Source organism: Cedecea neteri, assembly GCF_000758325.1.
Taxonomy (GTDB): domain Bacteria; phylum Pseudomonadota; class Gammaproteobacteria; order Enterobacterales; family Enterobacteriaceae; genus Cedecea; species Cedecea neteri_B.
The window spans coordinates 4,368,109-4,387,709 of sequence record NZ_CP009459.1; the positions used below are offsets into that span (position 1 = coordinate 4,368,109).

The 19,601-nt window shown below is 55.0% G+C and carries 17 protein-coding genes; 10 read left to right on the top strand and 7 right to left on the bottom strand.

Features of this window, described 5'->3' with window-relative positions:
* Positions 1–150: 150 nt before the first annotated feature.
* Both LH86_RS20340 and LH86_RS20345 read left to right on the top strand, forming a co-directional pair.
* Positions 151–870 (top strand): FadR/GntR family transcriptional regulator, encoded by a 720-nt coding sequence (locus LH86_RS20340; RefSeq protein WP_039305266.1) that lies wholly within the window; start codon positions 151–153, stop codon positions 868–870.
* Positions 871–897: 27 nt separating this feature from the next.
* Positions 898–1,605: a cache domain-containing protein gene (locus tag LH86_RS20345; protein WP_039305269.1), complete on the top strand. Its 708-nt coding sequence runs from the start codon at positions 898–900 to the stop codon at positions 1,603–1,605.
* Positions 1,606–1,664: 59 nt separating this feature from the next.
* On the opposite strand, the gene LH86_RS20350 is transcribed toward LH86_RS20345, so the two are convergent.
* The 3 genes from LH86_RS20350 to LH86_RS20360 all read right to left on the bottom strand — a co-directional run bounded on the left by LH86_RS20350 (position 1,665) and on the right by LH86_RS20360 (position 4,620).
* Positions 1,665–3,146 (bottom strand): APC family permease, encoded by a 1,482-nt coding sequence (locus LH86_RS20350; protein WP_039305272.1) that lies wholly within the window; start codon positions 3,144–3,146, stop codon positions 1,665–1,667.
* A 250-nt stretch (positions 3,147–3,396) separates the two neighbouring features.
* Entirely contained in the window at positions 3,397–4,158 is a 762-nt protein-coding gene (locus tag LH86_RS20355; RefSeq protein ID WP_039305275.1) for a LamB/YcsF family protein, read from the bottom strand.
* Between the two features lie 111 nt (positions 4,159–4,269).
* On the bottom strand, positions 4,270–4,620 hold the full coding sequence (locus LH86_RS20360) for a cupin domain-containing protein (protein ID WP_039305278.1): 351 nt from the start codon (positions 4,618–4,620) through the stop codon (positions 4,270–4,272).
* Positions 4,621–4,962: 342 nt separating this feature from the next.
* Between LH86_RS20360 and ypdK the strand changes: the two genes are divergently transcribed.
* Positions 4,963–5,022: a membrane protein YpdK gene (gene ypdK / locus LH86_RS23060; RefSeq protein WP_154188806.1), complete on the top strand. Its 60-nt coding sequence runs from the start codon at positions 4,963–4,965 to the stop codon at positions 5,020–5,022.
* Positions 5,023–5,080: 58 nt separating this feature from the next.
* Here ypdK and alaC read toward each other — a convergent pair whose 3' ends face one another.
* A complete protein-coding gene (gene alaC, locus LH86_RS20370) occupies positions 5,081–6,319 on the bottom strand; it encodes an alanine transaminase (protein ID WP_039295735.1) in 1,239 nt (412 codons plus the stop codon).
* A gap of 241 nt (positions 6,320–6,560) precedes the next feature.
* On the opposite strand from alaC, the gene LH86_RS20375 reads away from it, so the two are divergent.
* From LH86_RS20375 to LH86_RS20385, 3 genes are all read left to right on the top strand, one after another.
* Positions 6,561–7,802, top strand: coding sequence for a DUF1479 domain-containing protein (locus tag LH86_RS20375; protein WP_039305281.1), 1,242 nt, complete (start codon positions 6,561–6,563; stop codon positions 7,800–7,802).
* Positions 7,803–8,582: 780 nt separating this feature from the next.
* Positions 8,583–10,286 (top strand): sensor histidine kinase, encoded by a 1,704-nt coding sequence (locus LH86_RS20380; RefSeq protein ID WP_039305284.1) that lies wholly within the window; start codon positions 8,583–8,585, stop codon positions 10,284–10,286.
* Positions 10,283–11,014: a LytR/AlgR family response regulator transcription factor gene (locus tag LH86_RS20385; protein ID WP_039305288.1), complete on the top strand. Its 732-nt coding sequence runs from the start codon at positions 10,283–10,285 to the stop codon at positions 11,012–11,014. Before LH86_RS20380 ends, LH86_RS20385 begins: the two co-directional genes overlap by 4 nt.
* A 38-nt stretch (positions 11,015–11,052) precedes the next feature.
* Here LH86_RS20385 and glk read toward each other — a convergent pair whose 3' ends face one another.
* Positions 11,053–12,018: a glucokinase gene (glk, locus tag LH86_RS20390; protein WP_039305291.1), complete on the bottom strand. Its 966-nt coding sequence runs from the start codon at positions 12,016–12,018 to the stop codon at positions 11,053–11,055.
* Positions 12,019–12,220: 202 nt separating this feature from the next.
* On the opposite strand from glk, the gene LH86_RS20395 reads away from it, so the two are divergent.
* Positions 12,221–13,453, top strand: a complete 1,233-nt coding sequence (locus tag LH86_RS20395) for an ion channel protein (RefSeq protein WP_039305294.1) — start codon at positions 12,221–12,223, stop codon at positions 13,451–13,453.
* Here LH86_RS20395 and LH86_RS20400 read toward each other — a convergent pair whose 3' ends face one another.
* A complete protein-coding gene (locus LH86_RS20400) occupies positions 13,454–15,115 on the bottom strand; it encodes an alpha-keto acid decarboxylase family protein (protein ID WP_039305297.1) in 1,662 nt (553 codons plus the stop codon).
* A 169-nt stretch (positions 15,116–15,284) separates the two neighbouring features.
* On the opposite strand from LH86_RS20400, the gene mgrA reads away from it, so the two are divergent.
* The gene (gene mgrA, locus LH86_RS20405; protein WP_039305300.1) at positions 15,285–16,274 is read left to right on the top strand and encodes an L-glyceraldehyde 3-phosphate reductase; all 990 of its coding nucleotides are present in this window, start codon (positions 15,285–15,287) and stop codon (positions 16,272–16,274) included.
* Positions 16,275–16,427: 153 nt separating this feature from the next.
* Positions 16,428–16,748 (top strand): DUF2502 domain-containing protein, encoded by a 321-nt coding sequence (locus LH86_RS20410; protein ID WP_008459618.1) that lies wholly within the window; start codon positions 16,428–16,430, stop codon positions 16,746–16,748.
* A 47-nt stretch (positions 16,749–16,795) separates the two neighbouring features.
* Here the strand turns inward: LH86_RS20410 and LH86_RS20415 are convergent, their stop codons facing one another.
* A complete protein-coding gene (locus tag LH86_RS20415) occupies positions 16,796–18,052 on the bottom strand; it encodes an Nramp family divalent metal transporter (RefSeq protein WP_331280749.1) in 1,257 nt (418 codons plus the stop codon).
* 345 nt (positions 18,053–18,397) lie between these two features.
* On the opposite strand from LH86_RS20415, the gene LH86_RS20420 reads away from it, so the two are divergent.
* Complete coding sequence (locus tag LH86_RS20420; protein WP_008459614.1) at positions 18,398–19,585, top strand: NupC/NupG family nucleoside CNT transporter; 1,188 nt, start codon at positions 18,398–18,400, stop codon at positions 19,583–19,585.
* Positions 19,586–19,601 lie beyond the last annotated feature (16 nt).

Genomic DNA, 19,601 nt, shown 5'->3' on the forward strand with positions numbered 1-19,601 from the left:
TCAACCCCACAATTTAACAAGTTTTTTACATTGCAATACCAGGCAAGGGGTGAAAACCGCCGTTTCTGGTAGCCCGTCGATGCCTTTCTTAAAGGCCCGGGCTGTGCTATCAATAACCGTTGATTCAGGGAATTTTAATCAGAGAGCACTATGATTACTCACGCAGTAATATTCGCACCTATAGGACAGGCAAGTCGATCCGATCAAATTGTGCAGCGGCTTTCAAATGCAATTATTACTGGTTTGCTCGAGGCAAATGAGCAGCTTCCTAATGAGGCCGACCTTGCCAAAATGATGGGCGTTTCCCACATTACAATACGCGAAGCCTTAAATACGCTGCGGGCGAATAATTTAATCCACACCGTTCGTGGGCGAAATGGCGGCAGCTTTGTTTGCAAAAATAGCGGCGAATTTCAGACGCCGCTGCACCCTTTTAAGACCATCAGCTCAGACTATATTTCTGACCTCGGCGAAATGCATTGCGCCATCATCAGCCACAGCGCAAAGCTGGCCTCCAGGCGCATGACCAGCGCCGATATCACCCGGCTGCGGGAGTTTGTTGAGGCGCTGAAATCGGCCAGCACGCCGGAGCTAAAAACTCAGGCGGATATGCGCTGCCTGCTGGCACTTTCCGCCAGTTCTCAGTCAGCAAGGCTTGCCAACCAGGAGCTGCTGCTGCAGGCCGAATGGGCTTCACTGGTGGCCATTCTTTACCGCGATGAAGCCATTCATCGGGAAGTGATTGATGTTTATACCGAATTGATCGCCGCATTAGAAACCCATTACGAGCAGGAGGCGGTGCGATTAGCCACGCAACTTATCGACACCTTTACCTTCTATCTCATTGAAAGCAAATTAAAATATAAATAAAACTGACACAACAACACGGGCATCGCCATGAACGTACCTGCAAGCCTCATCCCTTTTACCCGTAAGATTGACGACATCATCACCACCACCATCCAGGCAACCATTGCCCTTGCCGGGCAGGTTGAGTCCACGCTGGCGGCGTTTCACGGCGGCGATCATAAATTGCTGCTGGATCCCGCGGTAAAACGCGCCATCCAGGAACACATCAAAGAGACGCTGAACGAAACGCCGTATTGCTCAGGCTCTGGCTTTGCAAGCCACATTGCAGGCAGCACGGAAGAGAAAGAATACTGGCTGCTGGAGTGGTGGTACAAAAAGGCCGACGGCGTGAAAAAGGTGAATCTCGACCTGGATCAGGCCACCCAGCAGCGGCTGGATTTCAGGACCTTTGAGTGGTTTAAAGATGCTCAGGAAAACGGCCAGGCGTATATTCACGGCCCTTATGTCGATTACGTTTGTAATACGTCTTATACCTTAACGTCCGCGATGCCGGTTTATTTGCACCAGCGTTTCATCGGCGTGGCGGCAATTGATGTGCTGGTCAGTGAAGTCGAGGAAGAATTACTTCCGTTGTTCAATAACCACAAAGTTATGCTGACCAACTTAGATAAGCGGATTATTTTCTCTACTTATCCTAAATACCGTGTCGGTGAATTACTGAATACCACTGAGGCAGTTGAAGTCTATAACACAGAATACTGCACGTTATATGAGCTGATTAAAAAAGGGTCATAAGACCCTTTAATGTTGTGGATAACCGCATACAGAAAAAAGGGCCATAAGGCCCTTTTTTATTAATACTCGCGAGAAAGATTTAGCCGTTTGGCATATTCAATGGCGTCATTTTCAGGCGCATCAGAGTGGCCGAACGGTCTGGCAATCGTCATGTAAACCAGCCCCGAGCCGATGACCAACGCCAGGCCAATCAGCACCGTCCAGCGGTCAATAAAAGTTGCGCTGTCCGCAGGCTGGGCCAGCAGCCAAATCCCGCCGATACCGTAGGCCAGCGCCAGCCCGTTCACCAGCATGCCCCATGAGCCCAGCGTCCATTCTCCCGCAGGCTTCCAGCCCTTGAGGCGCTGACGCAGCGCGGCCAGGATGACCATCTGGAAGGAGACGTATATTCCTATCACGGCAAACGCGGTGATACGGGCCAGGTTATCCGGCTGGAAGTAGACCCAGACACAAATCACCATCGGCAGCAGGCAGCTGACCAACATCGCGTTGTCCGGCACGCTGTGCTTCGAAATCTTCGCCATCCACTCGCTGCCCGGCAGCATTTTGTCGCGAGAGAACGAGAAGATCAGGCGGCTCAGAGCGGCCTGCAGCGACAGAATGCAGGAGAGCATCGCCACAATGGCAATCACGATAAACAGCGTGGCGCCCTTCTCGCCCAGCGCGTCATTCAGAATCGCCGGGATCGGATCGGCAATTTTGCCGTTCACGATGTTCATCAGATCCGGGGATGACAGCAGGTAACCCAGAATGGAGATCACCGCCGAGATCGCGCCGAAAACGATGCTGAGGATCATTGCCACCGGGATCTTACGACCCGGGTTTTTCACCTCTTCCGCCACGTTGCCGCAGGCTTCGAAGCCGAAGAACATAAACAGCCCCATCAGCGACGCCGACATAAATGCCGTGCCGTAGCTACCGTCTTTCGCCAGCGCGCCCATGGCGTCAAACACCACGGAGAAAGGCTGATTGCGGTGGAAAATTAGCAGGTAAATGCCGAGCGCAATTACGCTGATGATTTCGCACCAGAAGCCGAAGCGGGCAACTCTCGCCAGATTTTTCGTCCCGGACATGTTGACGCCCATCATGATGGTGAGCAACACCACGGAAGTGAGCAGCATCGCAATCGGCGTGTCGCCATAATGGAAAAGCGAGGCGACGAAGGTGGAGGTGTATTCCACGATAGACGTAATGGTGACCACCAGCGCCCAGAGGTAAATCCACGCGGCAATCCAGGCATATTTCTTCCCCCACAGCCTTCTGGCCCACGGATACAGCCCGCCGGTGATGGGATATTGCGAAGCAACCTCGCCAAACACTAAGGCAACCAGCAGCTGCCCGCAGGCGGCAATCAGGATCCACCAGATGGCTGGCGGCCCGGCCAGGGTTATCGCCAGCGCAAACAGGGAATACACGGCGGTCAACGGCGAGAGGTAGGTAAAACCGAGCGCAAAGTTGGACACCAGGCCGATGGAGCGGTTGAACTGCTGGCCCTTCTCCGGCTGGGAATCGGTACTTTTTGTAGCAGATGTCTGTTCCATATGTCTTTCTCTTTAGGGGGCATAGTTGCAGGCAATGGCTACATTTTATAAAACATATTAAGTTATATGTATATTGTGCTTTGTCACAATTTTGTTAGATATAATGTTATTGTATTGTTAAATTCGGAAAGCAAAAGAAAGGTGAATGAAAGCACTTTCAGAGGTGGGAAAAACACCGGCCTCAGTGTCCGGGAAGGAAACGCGGAACGCCGGTCCCCCGGCACTCCGCCTGCAGATCAAAACGCGTTTATCAGGCAAAAGCCTGCACGCCGATGCCCCGAGAGATGAACAGGTTGCGGATTGCCTCCGCCATAGCAAGCGCCCCCGCGCTATCGCCGTGAACACAGATGGAGTCGGCCTGGATGGGGGTAAATACGCCTTCGATTGACTCCACGCCGCCCTCGGTAATCAGCTGCAGCATGCGCGCGGCAACCTGCCCGGCATCGTGCAGCACGGCACCCGGATCACGCCTGGACACCAGCGAACCATCAGCGTGATAGGCACGGTCGGCAAACGCTTCGCTGACGGTTATCACGCCTTTTTGCTGCGCCCATGCCAGCAGCGGTGAACCCGCCAGTACCACCAGCGGCAAAGAGGCGTCAAACGCCAGAATGGCATCCAGCACCGCATCCGCCTGGCGCTTGTCATGCGCGATAGTGTTATACAGTGCCCCATGCGGTTTCACATACCGGACACGCGTTCCCACTGCCTGTGCCAGCCCCTGTAGCGCGCCAATCTGGTAAATGACATCTGCCGTCAGTTCGTCGCTGGCAATATCCATATTGCGTCGCCCAAACCCCACGAGATCCGGATACGCCACGTGCGCGCCCACGGCAACGCCCTGCGCTTTTGCAGCACGGAGTGTTTCGAGTATGCCCGCAGGCGATCCGGCGTGAAAACCACAGGCCACGTTGGCGCTGCTGACAATTTGCAGGATCGCGGCATCGTCTCCCATTGTCCACTGGCCAAAGCTTTCACCTAAATCACTGTTTAAATCGATGTATTTTTTCATAGTCAGCCTTTACGCAGCGATTCGTTGTTTATCAACATGGCCAGGATAATAGCATCCGCTCATCAACAACGAATATTTGTCTTTCAGACAGAGCGGCTGCAAAGATGTATTTCACTCCGGTACGGGAAGGTTAACCCTGTCGCCTCGGGTCGTCGGCTGCGAGATAACAAGAAATTCAACCTCGTTAGCGGAATCATTGCGAGCCTGATGTTTTGCCTGCGGCGGAATCGGGATCCCCTTCCCCGCTGACACTACGTAGCACTCTCCTTCCAGCTCCATCGTCAATGCTCCGGTTAACACAAAAAAGAATTGCTGTGCCACGGAATGGTAGTGCCTTTGTTCCGTCCGGCCCGGCGGCATACGTTCATGAATCACGCTCAAAGCAGCCTCTTTTAACAGGTGCCAACCGTCACAATCCCCTCCCCACAAATAGTGTTCCGCATTTTCTTTTGAAACGATCATTTTTTCTCCTGTTTGGCGATAAAAATTCATAAATTTTTGCGTAAGAAAAAACACTTATTTTTAGACGAAAAATATCGTTAAAAAAACGATATATCCTAATGTTTTTAATGAAGTAAATAAGGCATCGCTCCCACCCAATCAAAGTTCAAAAAACAGACAACTGTCACAATTTTGAGACACTTGTTTTCATTTTTAATTTGGGAGTACATTAGCGCCGTCCGGGTAAGGTTTTACCTCCGAATACCAGATGAAGCGGCGACAAAAGCGTTTGCGGCTTCAGCTTATTATGTACCTGTTGAGATGCGCGTCAGCGCGGAGCGATGTGAAGTGAAATATTTTCTGATGGGTATTTCTGTGATTGTTGTGTTGTGGGCCGGTACCTTCTTCCTGATGGTTGAATAAGCCTTCACAAACAGCAGCGCAAAAAGAACAGGAGCCAAAGGCTCCTGTTTTCGTTTCATTATTCGGCGTTTTCCGCCGCGTTTTTCGGCAGCGGTGGCAACAGCCCGTCAGCCCTGAACATCGCCTTAATACCGCGCACGGCCTGGCGGATACGATCCCGGTTTTCAATCAGCGCAAAACGAACGTGAGTGTCGCCGTAGTCGCCGAAGCCAATCCCCGGTGAAACGCAGACTTTCGCTTCCTGCAGTAGCTTTTTGGCGAACTCCAGGGAGCCCATCGCCGCGTAGTGTTCGGGAATTTTTGCCCAGACGTACATAGATGCTTTCGGGCATTCCACCATCCAGCCTGCTTCATGTAACCCTTTTACCAATACGTCCCGACGGCGTTTGTACTGCTCTGCGATATCACGCACGCACTGCTGATCGCCTTCCAGGGCAGCAATCGCCGCCACCTGCAGCGGCGTAAAGGTGCCGTAATCGTGGTAGCTCTTGATCCGAGCCAGCGCGCTGACCAGTTCCTGGTTGCCGACCATAAAACCGATCCGCCAGCCCGCCATGTTGTAGCTTTTTGACAGTGTGAAGAACTCAACGGCCACGTCGCGCGCGCCGGGCACTTCCATAATGGAAGGCGCTTTCCAGCCGTCATAGACAATATCGGCGTAGGCCAGGTCATGAATCACCAGCACGTCGTACTGCTTCGCCAGGGCAACAACCTTCTCGAAAAACTCCAGCTCCACGCACTGCGCGGTTGGGTTAGACGGGAAGCCGAGGATCATCATTTTCGGTTTCGGGTAGCTTTCGCGAATGGCTCGCTCCAGCTCGGCAAAGAAGTCCACGCCTTCCACCAGCGGCACGGAACGAACCTGCGCCCCGGCGATCACAGCCCCGTAAATATGAATCGGGTAGCTTGGGTTCGGCACCAGCACGGTATCCCCGTGATCCAGCGTCGCCAGCATCAGGTGCGCCAGTCCTTCCTTCGAGCCAATAGTCACAATGGCTTCGCTTTCCGGGTCGATATCCACGTCGTAGCGATCTTTGTACCAGCGAGAAATGGCGCGGCGAAGACGAGGAATACCTCGCGAAGTGGAATACCCGTGCGTGTCTTCACGCTGGGCCACGGTGCAGAGTTTCTCAACGATGTGCGGCGGCGTCGCCCCGTCCGGGTTGCCCATGCTGAAATCAATAATATCTTCGCCACGACGTCGCGCAGCCATTTTCAGCTCGGCAGTGATGTTAAAAACGTAAGGAGGTAAGCGATCGATACGCGAAAAACGACGTTTTGGACTGGAGTCAGCCATAAATTCCTCAGAGTAACGTGAGCGCCCGGACCGTCCGAGCGACGCTGCCACGTAATGTGGCCTGTTTTGAAAATAGCCTGAATAAAAATCGCCTGTCGAGGGGGGAATGAAAATATTTTTTCCGCGCCATAAAATAGGAAATTTCGAATGAAACACATCACTATTTCATTTAACTGTTAAAGCATACATTAACCAGGTAGCAACAACTCAGTAACTTATTCTCTGAAAGAGGGCGTTACCTATGCACCTGGACATTAACGATCTGCCGAAAGCTATCCGTGAGATAAAACAAAAGCTGCGCCGCGATCTGCCCAACTATCAATCAGTCTTTGCCGAGCTTGAAGCCAATATTCACCAGCAGATCGAAACGATTCGCGAAGAAATGGATCGGGGCGAGAACCCTGTTCCACAGCTCGACGCCGACGACATTATTCAGGGGCGGGTAAGCGAGCAACAAAAAGCGCTGATTCGCCTGCGCGGCTGCTGCACTATCCGGGGCGTTTTCCCGCAGGAACAAGCTCATGGCTGGAATGAAGAGATCGGCAATTATCTGGCACGAAACCATTTTGTTGAACGTCTTAAAAATGCGGCGGAAGATAACTACTTCGGTACACTTGCCGACAGTAAGCCGCAAATTTACGGCATTTACTGGTCTAAACCGCAAACCGAAGCCCGCCAGCATGAGCGCATGAAAGCGGTGCAGGTGTTCCTCAATAATCTCTGGCAAACGGAAAGCCACGGCAGGCAGCACTTCGATCCAAATCGCGTCGTTTCCTACGCGGATCGCACTCGCCGCCGCCCGCCCCGCTCAAGCTCGCTGGGGCTTTCTCCGCACGTTGACGGCGGCTCGGTTGAGCGCTGGCTGGACGAAAACTTCCGCCACGTATACCGCCACGTCTTTTCGGGTAACTGGAAAGATTACGATCCGTTTGCCGCCGAAGGCCGAACGGAAGTGCGGGAATTTCCGTCCCCTGCGGTCTGTTCCATGTTCCGTACCTTCCAGGGCTGGACGGCGCTAACGCCCCAGCGAAAACACGGCGGCACGCTGAATTTGCTGCCGGTGGCTAACGCTATGGCCTGGATCCTGCTTCGTGCGCTGCAGGACGATGTACCAGAAGAATCGTTGTGCGAAGCCAGGCCGGGCAGAGCATTATCCATTAACAAAGAGTGGCATCCCCTTTTACTGACTGGGATTTCCTCAATTCCCGATATGGAGCCAGGTGATACCGTTTTCTGGCACTGCGATGTGATTCATGCCGTCGAGAACGAACACCTCGGCGAGTTCGACAGCAACGTAATGTACATTGCCGCCGCACCGTGGTGCGAGAAGAACGCCGGGTACCTGCCGCGCCAGTGGGACGCTTTTGTTGAGGGCAAAACACCACCGGATTTCGCCGCCGACGATTTTGAGGTGGATTTTGTTGGCCGCGCGACAGAGCAGGATTTGACCGCTGCCGGAAAAGAGCAGCTTGGCGGGAAGTGATTGCCCCTCCTCTGGAAGGACGGTCTCCAGGTCATAAATATCGACGATTATGCAGGCCTGGAAAATATTCCGTTCACCTCCAGCCCTGTTTTATATGTCATCACAGAGTCAGTGAACGTCTCAGGGGAATCACCGTCATTCCCCCGAGACCCCGGACTCCCGGCCAAATAAATCGTCCGCTGAAGCGGCAGACCTCCGTTTTATCTCCCAGTCCTGGGTCGGCTGAGATGCGTTCCCGACGCTCTCAGCCTCCGGCCGTTCCCGACGGCCGGACCCTGGCCAGTCGGAGAGAAAACAGAGGCGATTTAAGCCGGAACCGTGCCTCGCTGTTAGCCCACAGCTATTCTGAAAATCATTGTTGCTTCAAGTCTTACAGCTACGCCCTTGTCCCCGGCTCTCAGCGCCCCCGGTTATGACCCAACTCAGGCGGGGTTGAGCTGTCGGGAACAGCGAAAGAGAGCGATCGTCGGGAACGAATCGCAAACGACCCCGAATGTTTGGGTGATAGCCGGTGGGTTTACCGCTTCAGCGGCGATGAGCTCGCCGGGCGCCGGGGGTTGTCAGGGGGCATGGCGTAATGCCACCTGACACGTTCACTGTCTCTGTACGTGTAGGGTAAGCAGAGATACAGGTGAACGGAACTTAAGCCGCCCTTACATAAGGGTGGATGTTACTGGAAGGTATCGGCTACCCTTCCGGCTGAGAACCCGCCCTCAACTGGAAACCCCCGCCAAATTTCCTTATCATTAGCGCTTCCCCTCTGAGCCACGCGAGTGATCCGTGCACGAAATTTTTACTATGCTGCTGGCGGTGTTCGATCGCGCGGCGCTGATGCTTATTTGCCTTTTCTTCCTGATTCGAATTCGCCTGTTCCGCGAATTGCTGCACAAAAGTGCCCATACACCTAAAGAATTGCTGGCAGTCACCGCTATCTTCTCAATGTTTGCGCTGTTCAGTACCTGGTCAGGTGTGCCTGTTGAAGGCTCGCTGGTGAACGTGCGTATTATCGCGGTGATGTCCGGCGGGATCCTGTTTGGCCCCTGGGTGGGGATTATTACCGGGCTTATCGCCGGGACGCACCGCTACCTGATTGATATCGGCGGCATCACCGCTATCCCCTGCTTTATCACCAGCATTCTGGCCGGGATTATCTCCGGCTGGATCAATCGCAAGGTGCCGAAAGAGAAGCACTGGCGGGTCGGTATCATCGGCGGCATGCTCTGTGAAACGATGACCATGATTCTGGTTGTGCTCTGGGCGCCGAGCACCGCGCTGGGCCTCGATATCGTGTCCAAAATCGGCGTGCCGATGATCCTCGGCTCGGTATCTATCGGCTTTATTATCCTGCTGGTGCAAAGCGTTGAGGGCGAGAAAGAGGCCAGCGCCGCCCGCCAGGCCAAGCTGGCGCTGGATATCGCCAACAAAACGCTGCCGCTGTTCCGCAAGGTGAACAGTGAGTCGCTGCGCCAGGTTTGCCAGATTATTCGTCACGATATCGATGCGGATGCGGTAGCCATTACCGATACCGAAAAAGTACTGGCCTACGTCGGGCTGGGGGAAAACAACTACCACGAGAACGACCAGGCTTTCAGCCCGCGCACCCGCCAGGCACTGAGCGAGGGGCGCATCATCATTCGCAACGATGACGAAGCCTGGCGAACGCCGGAAATTCACTCCTTAATCATTATCCCGCTGTGGGAAAAAGGCGTGGTAACCGGCACCCTGAAAATCTATTACCGCCATGCCCACCAGATCACCTCCACGCTGCAGGAAATGGCCGTTGGACTGTCGCAGATTATTTCTACCCAGCTTGAGGTTTCCCGCGCGGAACAGCTGCGCGAAATGGCTAACAAAGCCGAACTCAGGGCGCTGCAAAGCAAGATAAACCCGCACTTCCTGTTCAATGCGCTGAATGCGATCTCCTCCTCAATTCGTATGAACCCGGACACTGCCCGCCAGCTTATCGTCAACCTGTCACGCTATCTGCGCTATAACATCGAACTGAACGACGACGAGCAGATTGATATCCGCAAAGAGCTGTATCAAATCAAGGATTACATTGCCATTGAGCAGGCGCGCTTTGGCGACAAACTGACGGTGATTTATAACATTGATGAAGAGGTCAACTGCCGCATTCCCAGCCTGCTTATCCAGCCGCTGGTGGAAAATGCCATTGTGCACGGCATTCAGCCCTGTAAAGGTAAGGGCGTGGTGACGATAAGTATTGAAGAGAGCGGCAACCGGGTGCGCATTGCCGTGCGCGATACCGGCCACGGGATCGATCCTAAGGTGATTGAACGCGTGGAGAATAACGAAATGCCGGGGAACAAAATTGGCCTGCTGAACGTGCATCACCGCGTACAGTTGCTCTACGGCGAAGGGCTGATCATCCGCCGCCTGGAGCCGGGAACCGAAATAGCCTTTTACGTGCCGCGCTATGTCCCCGCCGCCGCGCCCCGCCCACTGGAAGGGAGAGAAGCATGAAGGTCATTATCGTAGAGGATGAGTTTCTGGCGCAGCAGGAGCTGAGCTGGCTCATCAAAAACCACAGCGAAATGGAGATTGTCGCCTCGTTCGACGATGGCATGGACGTGCTGAAGTATTTGCAGCATCACGAAGTGGACGCCATCTTCCTCGACATCAATATTCCGTCGCTGGACGGCGTGCTGCTGGCGCAGAACATCAGCAAATTTGCCCACAGGCCGTTCATCGTGTTTATTACCGCCTGGAAAGAGCATGCGGTGGAAGCCTTTGAGCTGGAAGCGTTTGACTACATTCTGAAGCCGTATCAGGAATCGCGTATTATCGGCATGCTACAAAAGCTAGAGGCCGCTTATCAGCAGCAAACCTCGCAGCCTGCCGCCAGCCATGAAAACCGCGACGCCACGACGATTAATCTGATCAAAGACGAGCGAATTATCGTTACCGACATCAACGATATTTACTATGCGGAAGCCCACGAGAAGATGACGTTCGTCTATACGCGCCGCGAGTCTTACGTCATGCCGATGAATATCACCGAATTTTGCAGCCGCCTGCCGGAGAGCCACTTCTTCCGCTGCCACCGCTCATATGTGGTGAACCTGAGCAAAATCCGTGAAATAGAACCGTGGTTTAACAATACTTATATTCTGCGCCTGCGCGACCTGGATTTTCAGGTGCCGGTGAGCCGCAGCAAAGTGAAAGAGTTCAGGCAGCTAATGCGCCTGTAGAGAAGGGAAACTGGCGGGCGCAGTGCGCCCGCACGGTATTAAAGGACGTGGCCCAGCGTCTGACGCAGGTGCGCCCCGGCACCCAACAGCCCCGGCTGATCGTGCACGATGAGATACACGGGAATATCCTTCACGAATTCTTTGAAGCGGCCTTTGTCTTCAAACCCGCCGCGGAAGCCCGAAGCCTTAAAGAACTCCAGGAAGCGCGGCACAATACCGCCGGCGATATATACGCCACCAAAGGTGCTCATGTTCAGCGCCAGGTTGCCGCCGAAACGCCCCAGGATCACGCAGAACAGCGACAGCGCGCGGCGGCAGTCGGTGCAGGTGTCGTCCACGGCTTTTTCGGTTATGTCCTTCGGCTGGTAGTTTTCCGGCTCGCGACCGTCGGCCTTAACGATAGCGCGGTAGAGATTCAGCAGGCCTGGGCCGGAGAGAATGCGCTCGTTGGAGACGTGCCCAAGTTCGTTGCGCAGCTGCTCCAGAATAATGCCCTCTTCTTCACTGTTCGCCGCGAAATCTGAGTGGCCGCCCTCGCCCGGCAGGCTGATCCAGCGTTTGTCGACGTGAACCAGATGAGAAACGCCCAGCCCGGTACCCGCGCCGTACACCACCACCGGTTTGCCTGCCACAGGTTCGCCGCCGCCGAACTGAATCAGATGCTCTTTTTTCAGCGCCGGAATGGCCATGGAAACGCCGGTAAAGTCGTTGATAATTTCCAGATGATCGAAGCCCAGGTTTTGCTTCATTTCGGCGGTGGAAAATGCCCAGGTATGGTTGGTCATTTCCACCCAGTCCCCGTTTATCGGGCAGGCAATGGCCACACAGCCTGATTGCACGCTGATGTTATGTTCTTTGAGGTAGTGCTGAATCACCGCTTCCAGGCTTGGAAAATCAAGGCCGGAGTAAGTCTTTGCCTGTGAAATATCACCCGTGTTCAAATCGCATAGCGCCAGACGTGCATTGGTGCCGCCGACATCTCCCACCAAAGCATATTTTGTCATTCTCAAACAGCTCCGCTAAAGTCAGAATAAGTTCTGGCAACACTGTAAAATTAGCCAGCCGAAACAACAACGACCATCATTCAGGTGCGGTGCGATTGTTGAACCAGGTCACATTCTGGCTTTACCGTTTCAGCTCTATTTGCAATGCGGCTTAAGACTTTCCGTTTTTGCGCCGTGCGACTTCCTATTGTAAGGATTGACTATGCTCCATCCGCGAGCCAGAACAATGCTGGTACTTTCCATTCCGGCTCTGATTATCGGCGTCTTATCCAGCCTGGTGTTAATTGTCGTGATGAAGGTCGCCGCTGCGCTGCAGGAATACCTGTGGGCCACGCTGCCCGCGGCGCGCGGGTACGATCCCCAGTCCCCGTTTTGGATACTGCTTATTTTGACCCTGACCGGCGTCGCTGTTGGGCTGGTTATCCGCTATTTACCAGGCCACGGGGGGCCGGATCCCGCGACCGAACCGCTTATCGGAGCACCCGTACCAACACTGGCTATTCCAGGCCTGGTGATGGCGCTGGTGATTGGCCTTGCCGGTGGCGTGAGCCTGGGGCCGGAGCACCCGATTATGGCGGTCAACATTGCGCTCGCGGTGGCACTTGGCGCCCGCGTCTTGCCGAAGGTCAGCCCGCTTGACTGGACTATTCTCGCCGCGGCGGGCACCGTCGGCGCTTTATTCGGCACGCCGGTGGCCGCTGCGCTGATCTTTTCGCAAACGCTGGGTGGAAATAATGAAGTGCCGCTGTGGGACAGGCTATTCGCCCCGCTGATGGCCGCCTCCGCCGGGGCGCTGACCACCAGCATTTTCTTTCAGCCGCACTTTGCGTTGCCGGTTGCCAGCTACCCCGAAATGCACATTGAAGACCTGTTCAGCGGGGCGGTTGTCGCGGCTATCGCTATTGCGATGGGCATGGTGGGCGTCTGGTGTCTGCCACGGCTGCACCGTCTGATGCACCAGCTCAAACATCCGGTGCTTATACTCGGTGCTGGCGGTTTTTTGCTTGGTCTGCTGGGGATAGTCGGCGGCGAGGTGACTATGTTTAAAGGCCTGGATGAGATGCGGCAGCTGGCTATCTCCGACTTCTCCGTGTCGTCTCTGCTGCTGTTTGCCGTGGTGAAGCTGGCGGCATTGATTATCGCGGCCGCCAGCGGCTTCCGGGGTGGACGTATTTTCCCGGCGGTGTTTGTGGGCGTGGCGTTGGGCATGATGCTACACCAGCACGTTGAGGCGGTTCCCGCCGCCATTACGCTCTCCTGCGCCGTCCTTGGCATGGTGCTGGTGGTGACGCGTGACGGCTGGCTGAGCCTGTTTATGGCGATGGCCGTAGTGCCGGACGTCAAACTCCTGCCCTTGCTGTGCATCGTGATGTTACCCGCCTGGCTCCTGCTGGCGGGTAAACCGTTGATGATGGCCGGGCGACCAAACCGCTGATTAATGTTCCATTTCCGAGTTGCGTCTGCCCAGCGAGGTGGTGACAGCCCTGAGCAGCTCGGGAATATCCTGCTTCGGCAGCACCACTTCCACCAGCGCCAGCCTCTCCGGGCTGGCCAGTTTTTCCAGCACGGCAGCAAGCTGTGACGTTTCGGTGACACGCCAGCATTCGGCCAGACTATCCACGTTCATCGCCTGCGGCAGTCGGGTCCAGTCCCACGCGGCAATGTCGTTGTAGCGCTGCTCCGGGCCATGGATCGCGCGCTCAACCGTATAGCCATCGTTATTCAGCACCATTACCACCGGCTTCTGGCCGTCACGCTGCATGCTGCCCAGCTCCTGGATAGTCAGTTGGGCGGAGCCGTCGCCAATCAGTAGAAGCACACGCCTGTTTGGCCTTGCGGTTTGCGCGCCAAATGCCGCAGGCAGTGTAAAACCAATCGATCCCCACAGCGGCTGGACGATAAACGTTACTCCTGCGGGCAGCGTTAGGGCCGCGGCACCAAAAGCCGCCGTACCCTGGTCGGCCAGAATGATATCGCCGGGCTGTAGGGCGTCCTGCAGGGTTTGCCAGAAAGCGTGCTGGTCCAGTCGGTCGCTGTCACAGGCTGGAAGCTTCGGTGGCCTTTGCGTGGCCTCAGGCCAGGAGGCCACCTGTTGAGCACAGAGCGGCTGTAAAATAGCGATGGCCTGCGCCATAGAGATCCCGCTAAACCAGCGTTCGCCGACCCGCACCGCCTCCGGCTGGACCTCAATTGTCTGCTGCTGGCTTAGCTTCTGGCTGAAACCGGCGGTGATGGTATCGGTAAATTTCACGCCCACGCAGATAACCAGCTCCGCGCTTTCAATCCCCTGCTTCACCTGCGGCGGGCTGGCCGCCCCGCTGTAGGTGCCCAGAAAACCAGGCTGGCTTTCATCGAACAACCCTTTCCCCATCAGCAGCGAAGCGTGAGGAATGGGCGTGCTCGCCATCCATTGCTGGAGCGTCTTTTGCTGCCCATAACGCAGAGCCAGAAAATCGGCCAACAGCGCCACGCTTCGGCTTTCGGCAATTTTGGCCTGCGCACAATAACGAAACGCTTCCAGCGTTGCCGGTTCAGCCGCCGTTTCAGGAATCATTAGCCGTTTTGAAGGCCGCGTTGCCGGTGCCTCCGCCACGTCGCTCGGCAGCAACAGGTAACCGGGGCGCTGCTGCCTCACAGCTTCAAGAATGACGCGATCAATTTCGCTACAGGCATTGGCGGGGGTGAGCGAAGCCTGCGCCACGGAAACTTCTTCGGCAATACGCAGGAAATGGCGGAAATCCCCGTCGCCAAGCGTGTGATGAAGTAGCTCACCCCGCTGCTGGGCGCGGCTATTGGGCGCGCCAACAATATGGATGATGGGGAGATGTTCGGCATAGCTGCCCGCCACGCCGTTCAGCGCGCTCAGTTCGCCCACGCCAAACGTGGTCAGCAGCGCCGCAGCACCTTTGCAGCGGGCATAGCCGTCGGCGGCGTAGGCCGCGTTCAGCTCGTTAGCACAGCCCACCCAGGCAAGCCTCGGATGCGCAATCACGTGATCCAGGAAAACAAGGTTGTAGTCACCGGGGACGCCGAAGAGGTGGTCGATCCCGCCTTCGTTAAGCCGGTCAACAAGATAGTCTGCCACACAGTAGCGCATAGGATTTTCCTTCTATGAGGGCTTGCTGTGAGTATTAAGTAACCGGGATCGGTGTCGAGAATATATCCGATTTAAGGGGTGGCACGTGGAATTTACAGTGGAATACGGCGTATTCTGGGTTGTGAAAGCGTATACACTGATTTCTCTGTTACCTATAAGGATGACAATAATGACCTGGCAGCCCAACCCTGAACGCTATTCGTCTATGGAGTACCGTCGCTGCGGCCGCAGCGGCCTGAAACTGCCCGCTATCTCCCTTGGCCTTTGGCACAATTTTGGTGATGAAACGCTGCTGGAAACCAGCCGTCAGCTGCTGAGAAAGGCTTTTGATCTGGGCATTACCCACTTTGACCTTGCCAATAATTACGGGCCACCGCCGGGGTCAGCGGAAGCCAACTTTGGACGCATTTTGCGGGAAGATTTTCAGGCCTGGCGCGACGAGCTGATTATCTCCACCAAAGCGGGCTACACCATGTGGGACGGGCCTTACGGCGACTGGGGTTCGCGCAAATATCTGATTGCAAGCCTCGACCAGAGTCTGAAGCGCACGGGGCTTGAGTATGTCGATATCTTCTATCATCACCGCCCGGACCCTGACACGCCGCTGGCAGAGACCATGCGCGCCCTCGACCATCTGGTGCGCCAGGGCAAAGCGCTGTATGTCGGGATCTCTAACTACCCGGCAGATCTGGCCGAAAAAGCTATTGATATCCTGAACGATCTCGGTACACCTTGCCTGATCCACCAGCCGCGTTACTCAATGTTTGAACGCTGGGTTGAGGGCGGTCTGCTGGATCTGCTGCAGGAAAAAGGCGTCGGCAGCATCGCTTTTTCCCCGCTCGCCGGGGGCCAGCTCACCGACCGCTATCTGAGCGGCATCCCTGCGGATTCACGTGCCGCCAGCGGCAGCCGCTTCCTGAATCCTGACCAGATTACGGCAGAGAAGCTGGCAAAAGTACGGCAGCTCAACGCGCTGGCGGAGAAACGCGGGCAAAAACTGTCGCAGATGGCGTTGGCCTGGGTACTGCGCGATGAAAAAGTAACTTCGGTGCTTATTGGCGCGAGTAAAACTAGCCAGATAGAGGATGCCGTGGGAATGCTAAGCCAGCGCCATTTCAGCAAACAGGAACGTGCGGAAATAGAGGCGATCTTAGTGTAAACGTTTAACTTCTTTCCGGATTCAAGCCAGTACTTGTGCAAAAAGTGCTGTGGCCGATGATTTAGGAATTGTGTAGTTCATCGGCCCGTTTGTCGGTTTGTAATATTGTGTTAACAAGCCGCAACACGGCTCTGAGAACCAGGGAGAGAAAGTATGTTCAGGTCACTAATGCTTGCCCTTGCCTTACTGGCCGCGGCGCCGATGGTCGCTAACGCGGGTGAAATCACCCTGCTGCCGTCGGTGAAATTACAGATTGGCGATCAAGATTATCGCGGAAATTACTGGGACGGCGGCAGATGGCGCGACCGTGATTACTGGCACCGCAACTATGAATGGCGCGATCGCGGCTGGCACCGCCACCGTGGCTGGGATCGGGGCTGGGACCGCGGTCGGAATAGCTATGAACGCGGCTATCGCGAGGGCTGGAACGACCGCGATGACCATCGCGGCAGAGGTCACGGACACCGTCACTGACAAAAAAGGGCTGGATTATCCAGCCCTTCTCATTTTCTTTGGCAAGATTAGTTGCCAAACAGCGTACTGAAAATTAACCAAAGGTTGAGCGCCACCACCACCGCGACTATCGCCCAGCCGACCAGCTTAATCCAGCGCACGTTAACCAAATCACCCATCAGCTTTTTGTCGCTGGTAAACACCAGCAGCGGCACCAACGCCAGCGCAATCCCGAAGCTCAGCAGCACCTGGCTCATGACCAGAATACGCGTTGGGTCGAGCCCCATCATGATGACCACGAAGGACGGCGCCATAGTAATCGCCCGGCGAACCCACAGCGGAATATAAAAACGCACGAACCCCTGCATCACCACCTGCCCGGCAAGCGTGCCTACCACCGTGGATGACAAACCGGCCGCCACCAGGCTAAGCCCGAAAATCGTGGCTGCGGCATGGCTCAACAGCGGCTCCAGCGTTTTATAGGCATCTTCCAGCTCGGCAACGCCAGTATGCCCGGTGAAGTGAAACGCTGCGGCAGCGGTGGCCATCATCGCCAGGTTGACGAAACCGGCAATCGTCATCGCTATCGCCACGTCCCATTTAGTGGCGGAATAGCGCTCCGCCCGGTTGCCCGCATGCAGATGCTGAGTCAGAGAAGAGTGCAGGTAAATCACGTGCGGCATGATAGTCGCGCCCAGCACACCCGCGGCAAGATACACCGCCTCGGACGTCGGCAGGCTGGGGATCAGCATCCCTTTACCCAGCTCGGCAACCTTCGGCTGGGAAAAAATAAGCTCAACGATGTAGGCCGCCGCCACAAACAGCAGCAACCCGCCAATGACTTTTTCCAGTGGCTTTTGCCCACGGCTTTGCAGCATTAAAATCAGGAAAGTGGCTATCCCGGTCAGCACCGCCCCCTGGAGCAAAGAGACGCCCAGAATCAGCTTAAAGCCAATGGCCGCCCCGATAAACTCCGCGAGATCCGTCGCCATGGCGATAATTTCCGCCTGAACCCAGTAAATCCACACCAGCGGACGCGGGTAATGATCGCGGATTTGTTCGGCGAGGTTCTTGCCGGTAGCGATCCCCAGTTTGGCGGAGAGTACCTGGATCAGCGCCGCCATCAGGTTTGCCCACACCACCACCCACAGCAGTTGATAGCCATAGCTTGCCCCGGCCTGGATATTGGTCGCGAAGTTACCGGGATCGATGTAGCCGATAGCGGCGATAAACGCTGGCCCCATCAACGCCAGCCGCAGCTTGCGCGCGGTGCGTCCGGTATTGCTGTCAATGCGACTGCTTGTCATCTTCTGCCTCTGAGATATAGCCTTTGCTATGTTTCATGCTATCAAAATGAGAATGGTTATCAAGTTCATTTAGTGCGGGGAAATTGATTTCTCTGATAGCTGAAAACGATATGCAGGAGGCGTGAGATGGTGAATCTGGATGCCGGTTAACGGATTAACATTTGACCAACGTGTAAACTGTCGACAAGCCATCTTAACGTAACTTTTAGCTTCTTTACTTAACATAGCAGAAATGTATGGTGGATCACTATTTTTGCGTTCCGTCACAGGTCATCACTATAGTGTGGAATTGATCTCGTTTTCTTATTGCTTGTTACATAGAATGTGCAACGAAATTAAACCTGCCTCATATTTGGAGCAAATATGTCCCGCGTTTTGCACTTTGTTTTAGCGCTTGCTGTGGTCGCGCTGCTGGCTTTGCTGGTTAGCCCTAACCGCAAGCAAATTCGTATTCGCTTTGTCATTCAACTGTTAGTGATCGAAGTGTTACTGGCCTGGTTCTTCCTGACCTCCGACGTCGGCCTGGGCTTCGTAAAAGGTTTCTCCGAGATGTTCGAGAAACTGCTCGGCTTCGCTAACGAAGGGACAAACTTTGTCTTCGGCAAAATGAACGACGAAGGCCTGGCATTCTTCTTCCTGAAGGTGCTGTGCCCTATCGTGTTCATTTCTGCGCTGATCGGTATTCTGCAGCACATTCGCATTCTGCCGATTGTTATCCGCGCTATCGGTACCGTGCTTTCCAAAGTCAACGGTATGGGTAAGCTGGAATCCTTTAACGCCGTAAGCTCGCTGATTCTGGGACAGTCAGAAAACTTCATCGCCTATAAGGATATTCTCGGCAAGATGTCGCGCAACCGCATGTACACCATGGCGGCAACCGCTATGTCTACCGTGTCCATGTCAATCGTGGGTGCGTACATGACGATGCTGCAGCCAAAATACGTGGTTGCCGCGCTGGTGCTGAACATGTTCAGTACCTTTATCGTGCTGTCGCTGATCAACCCGTACCGCGTGGATGAGAAAGAAGAAAATCTGCAGATGACTAACCTGCATGAAGGTCAAAGCTTCTTCGAAATGCTCGGCGAGTACATTCTGGCAGGTTTCAAAGTGGCAATTATCGTTGCCGCCATGCTGATCGGCTTCATCGCCCTGATTTCTGGCCTGAACGCGCTGTTCGCTGCCGTGCTGGGTATCTCCTTCCAGGGCATTCTGGGCTATATCTTCTACCCGGTTGCCTGGGTGATGGGCGTACCGTCCGCAGAAGCGCTGCAGGTCGGCAGTATCATGGCGACTAAACTGGTGTCTAACGAATTCGTTGCGATGATGGATCTGCAGAAAATTGCCGGCAGCCTGTCGCCACGCGCGGAAGGCATCCTGTCCGTGTTCCTGGTGTCCTTCGCTAACTTCTCTTCTATCGGTATTATCGCCGGGGCCATTAAAGGCCTGAACGAAGAGCAAGGTAACGTGGTTTCCCGCTTCGGCCTGAAGCTGGTTTACGGCTCTACGCTGGTGAGTATCCTGTCGGCATCTATCGCCGCGCTGGTTATCTGATTTTTGCGTATTAAAA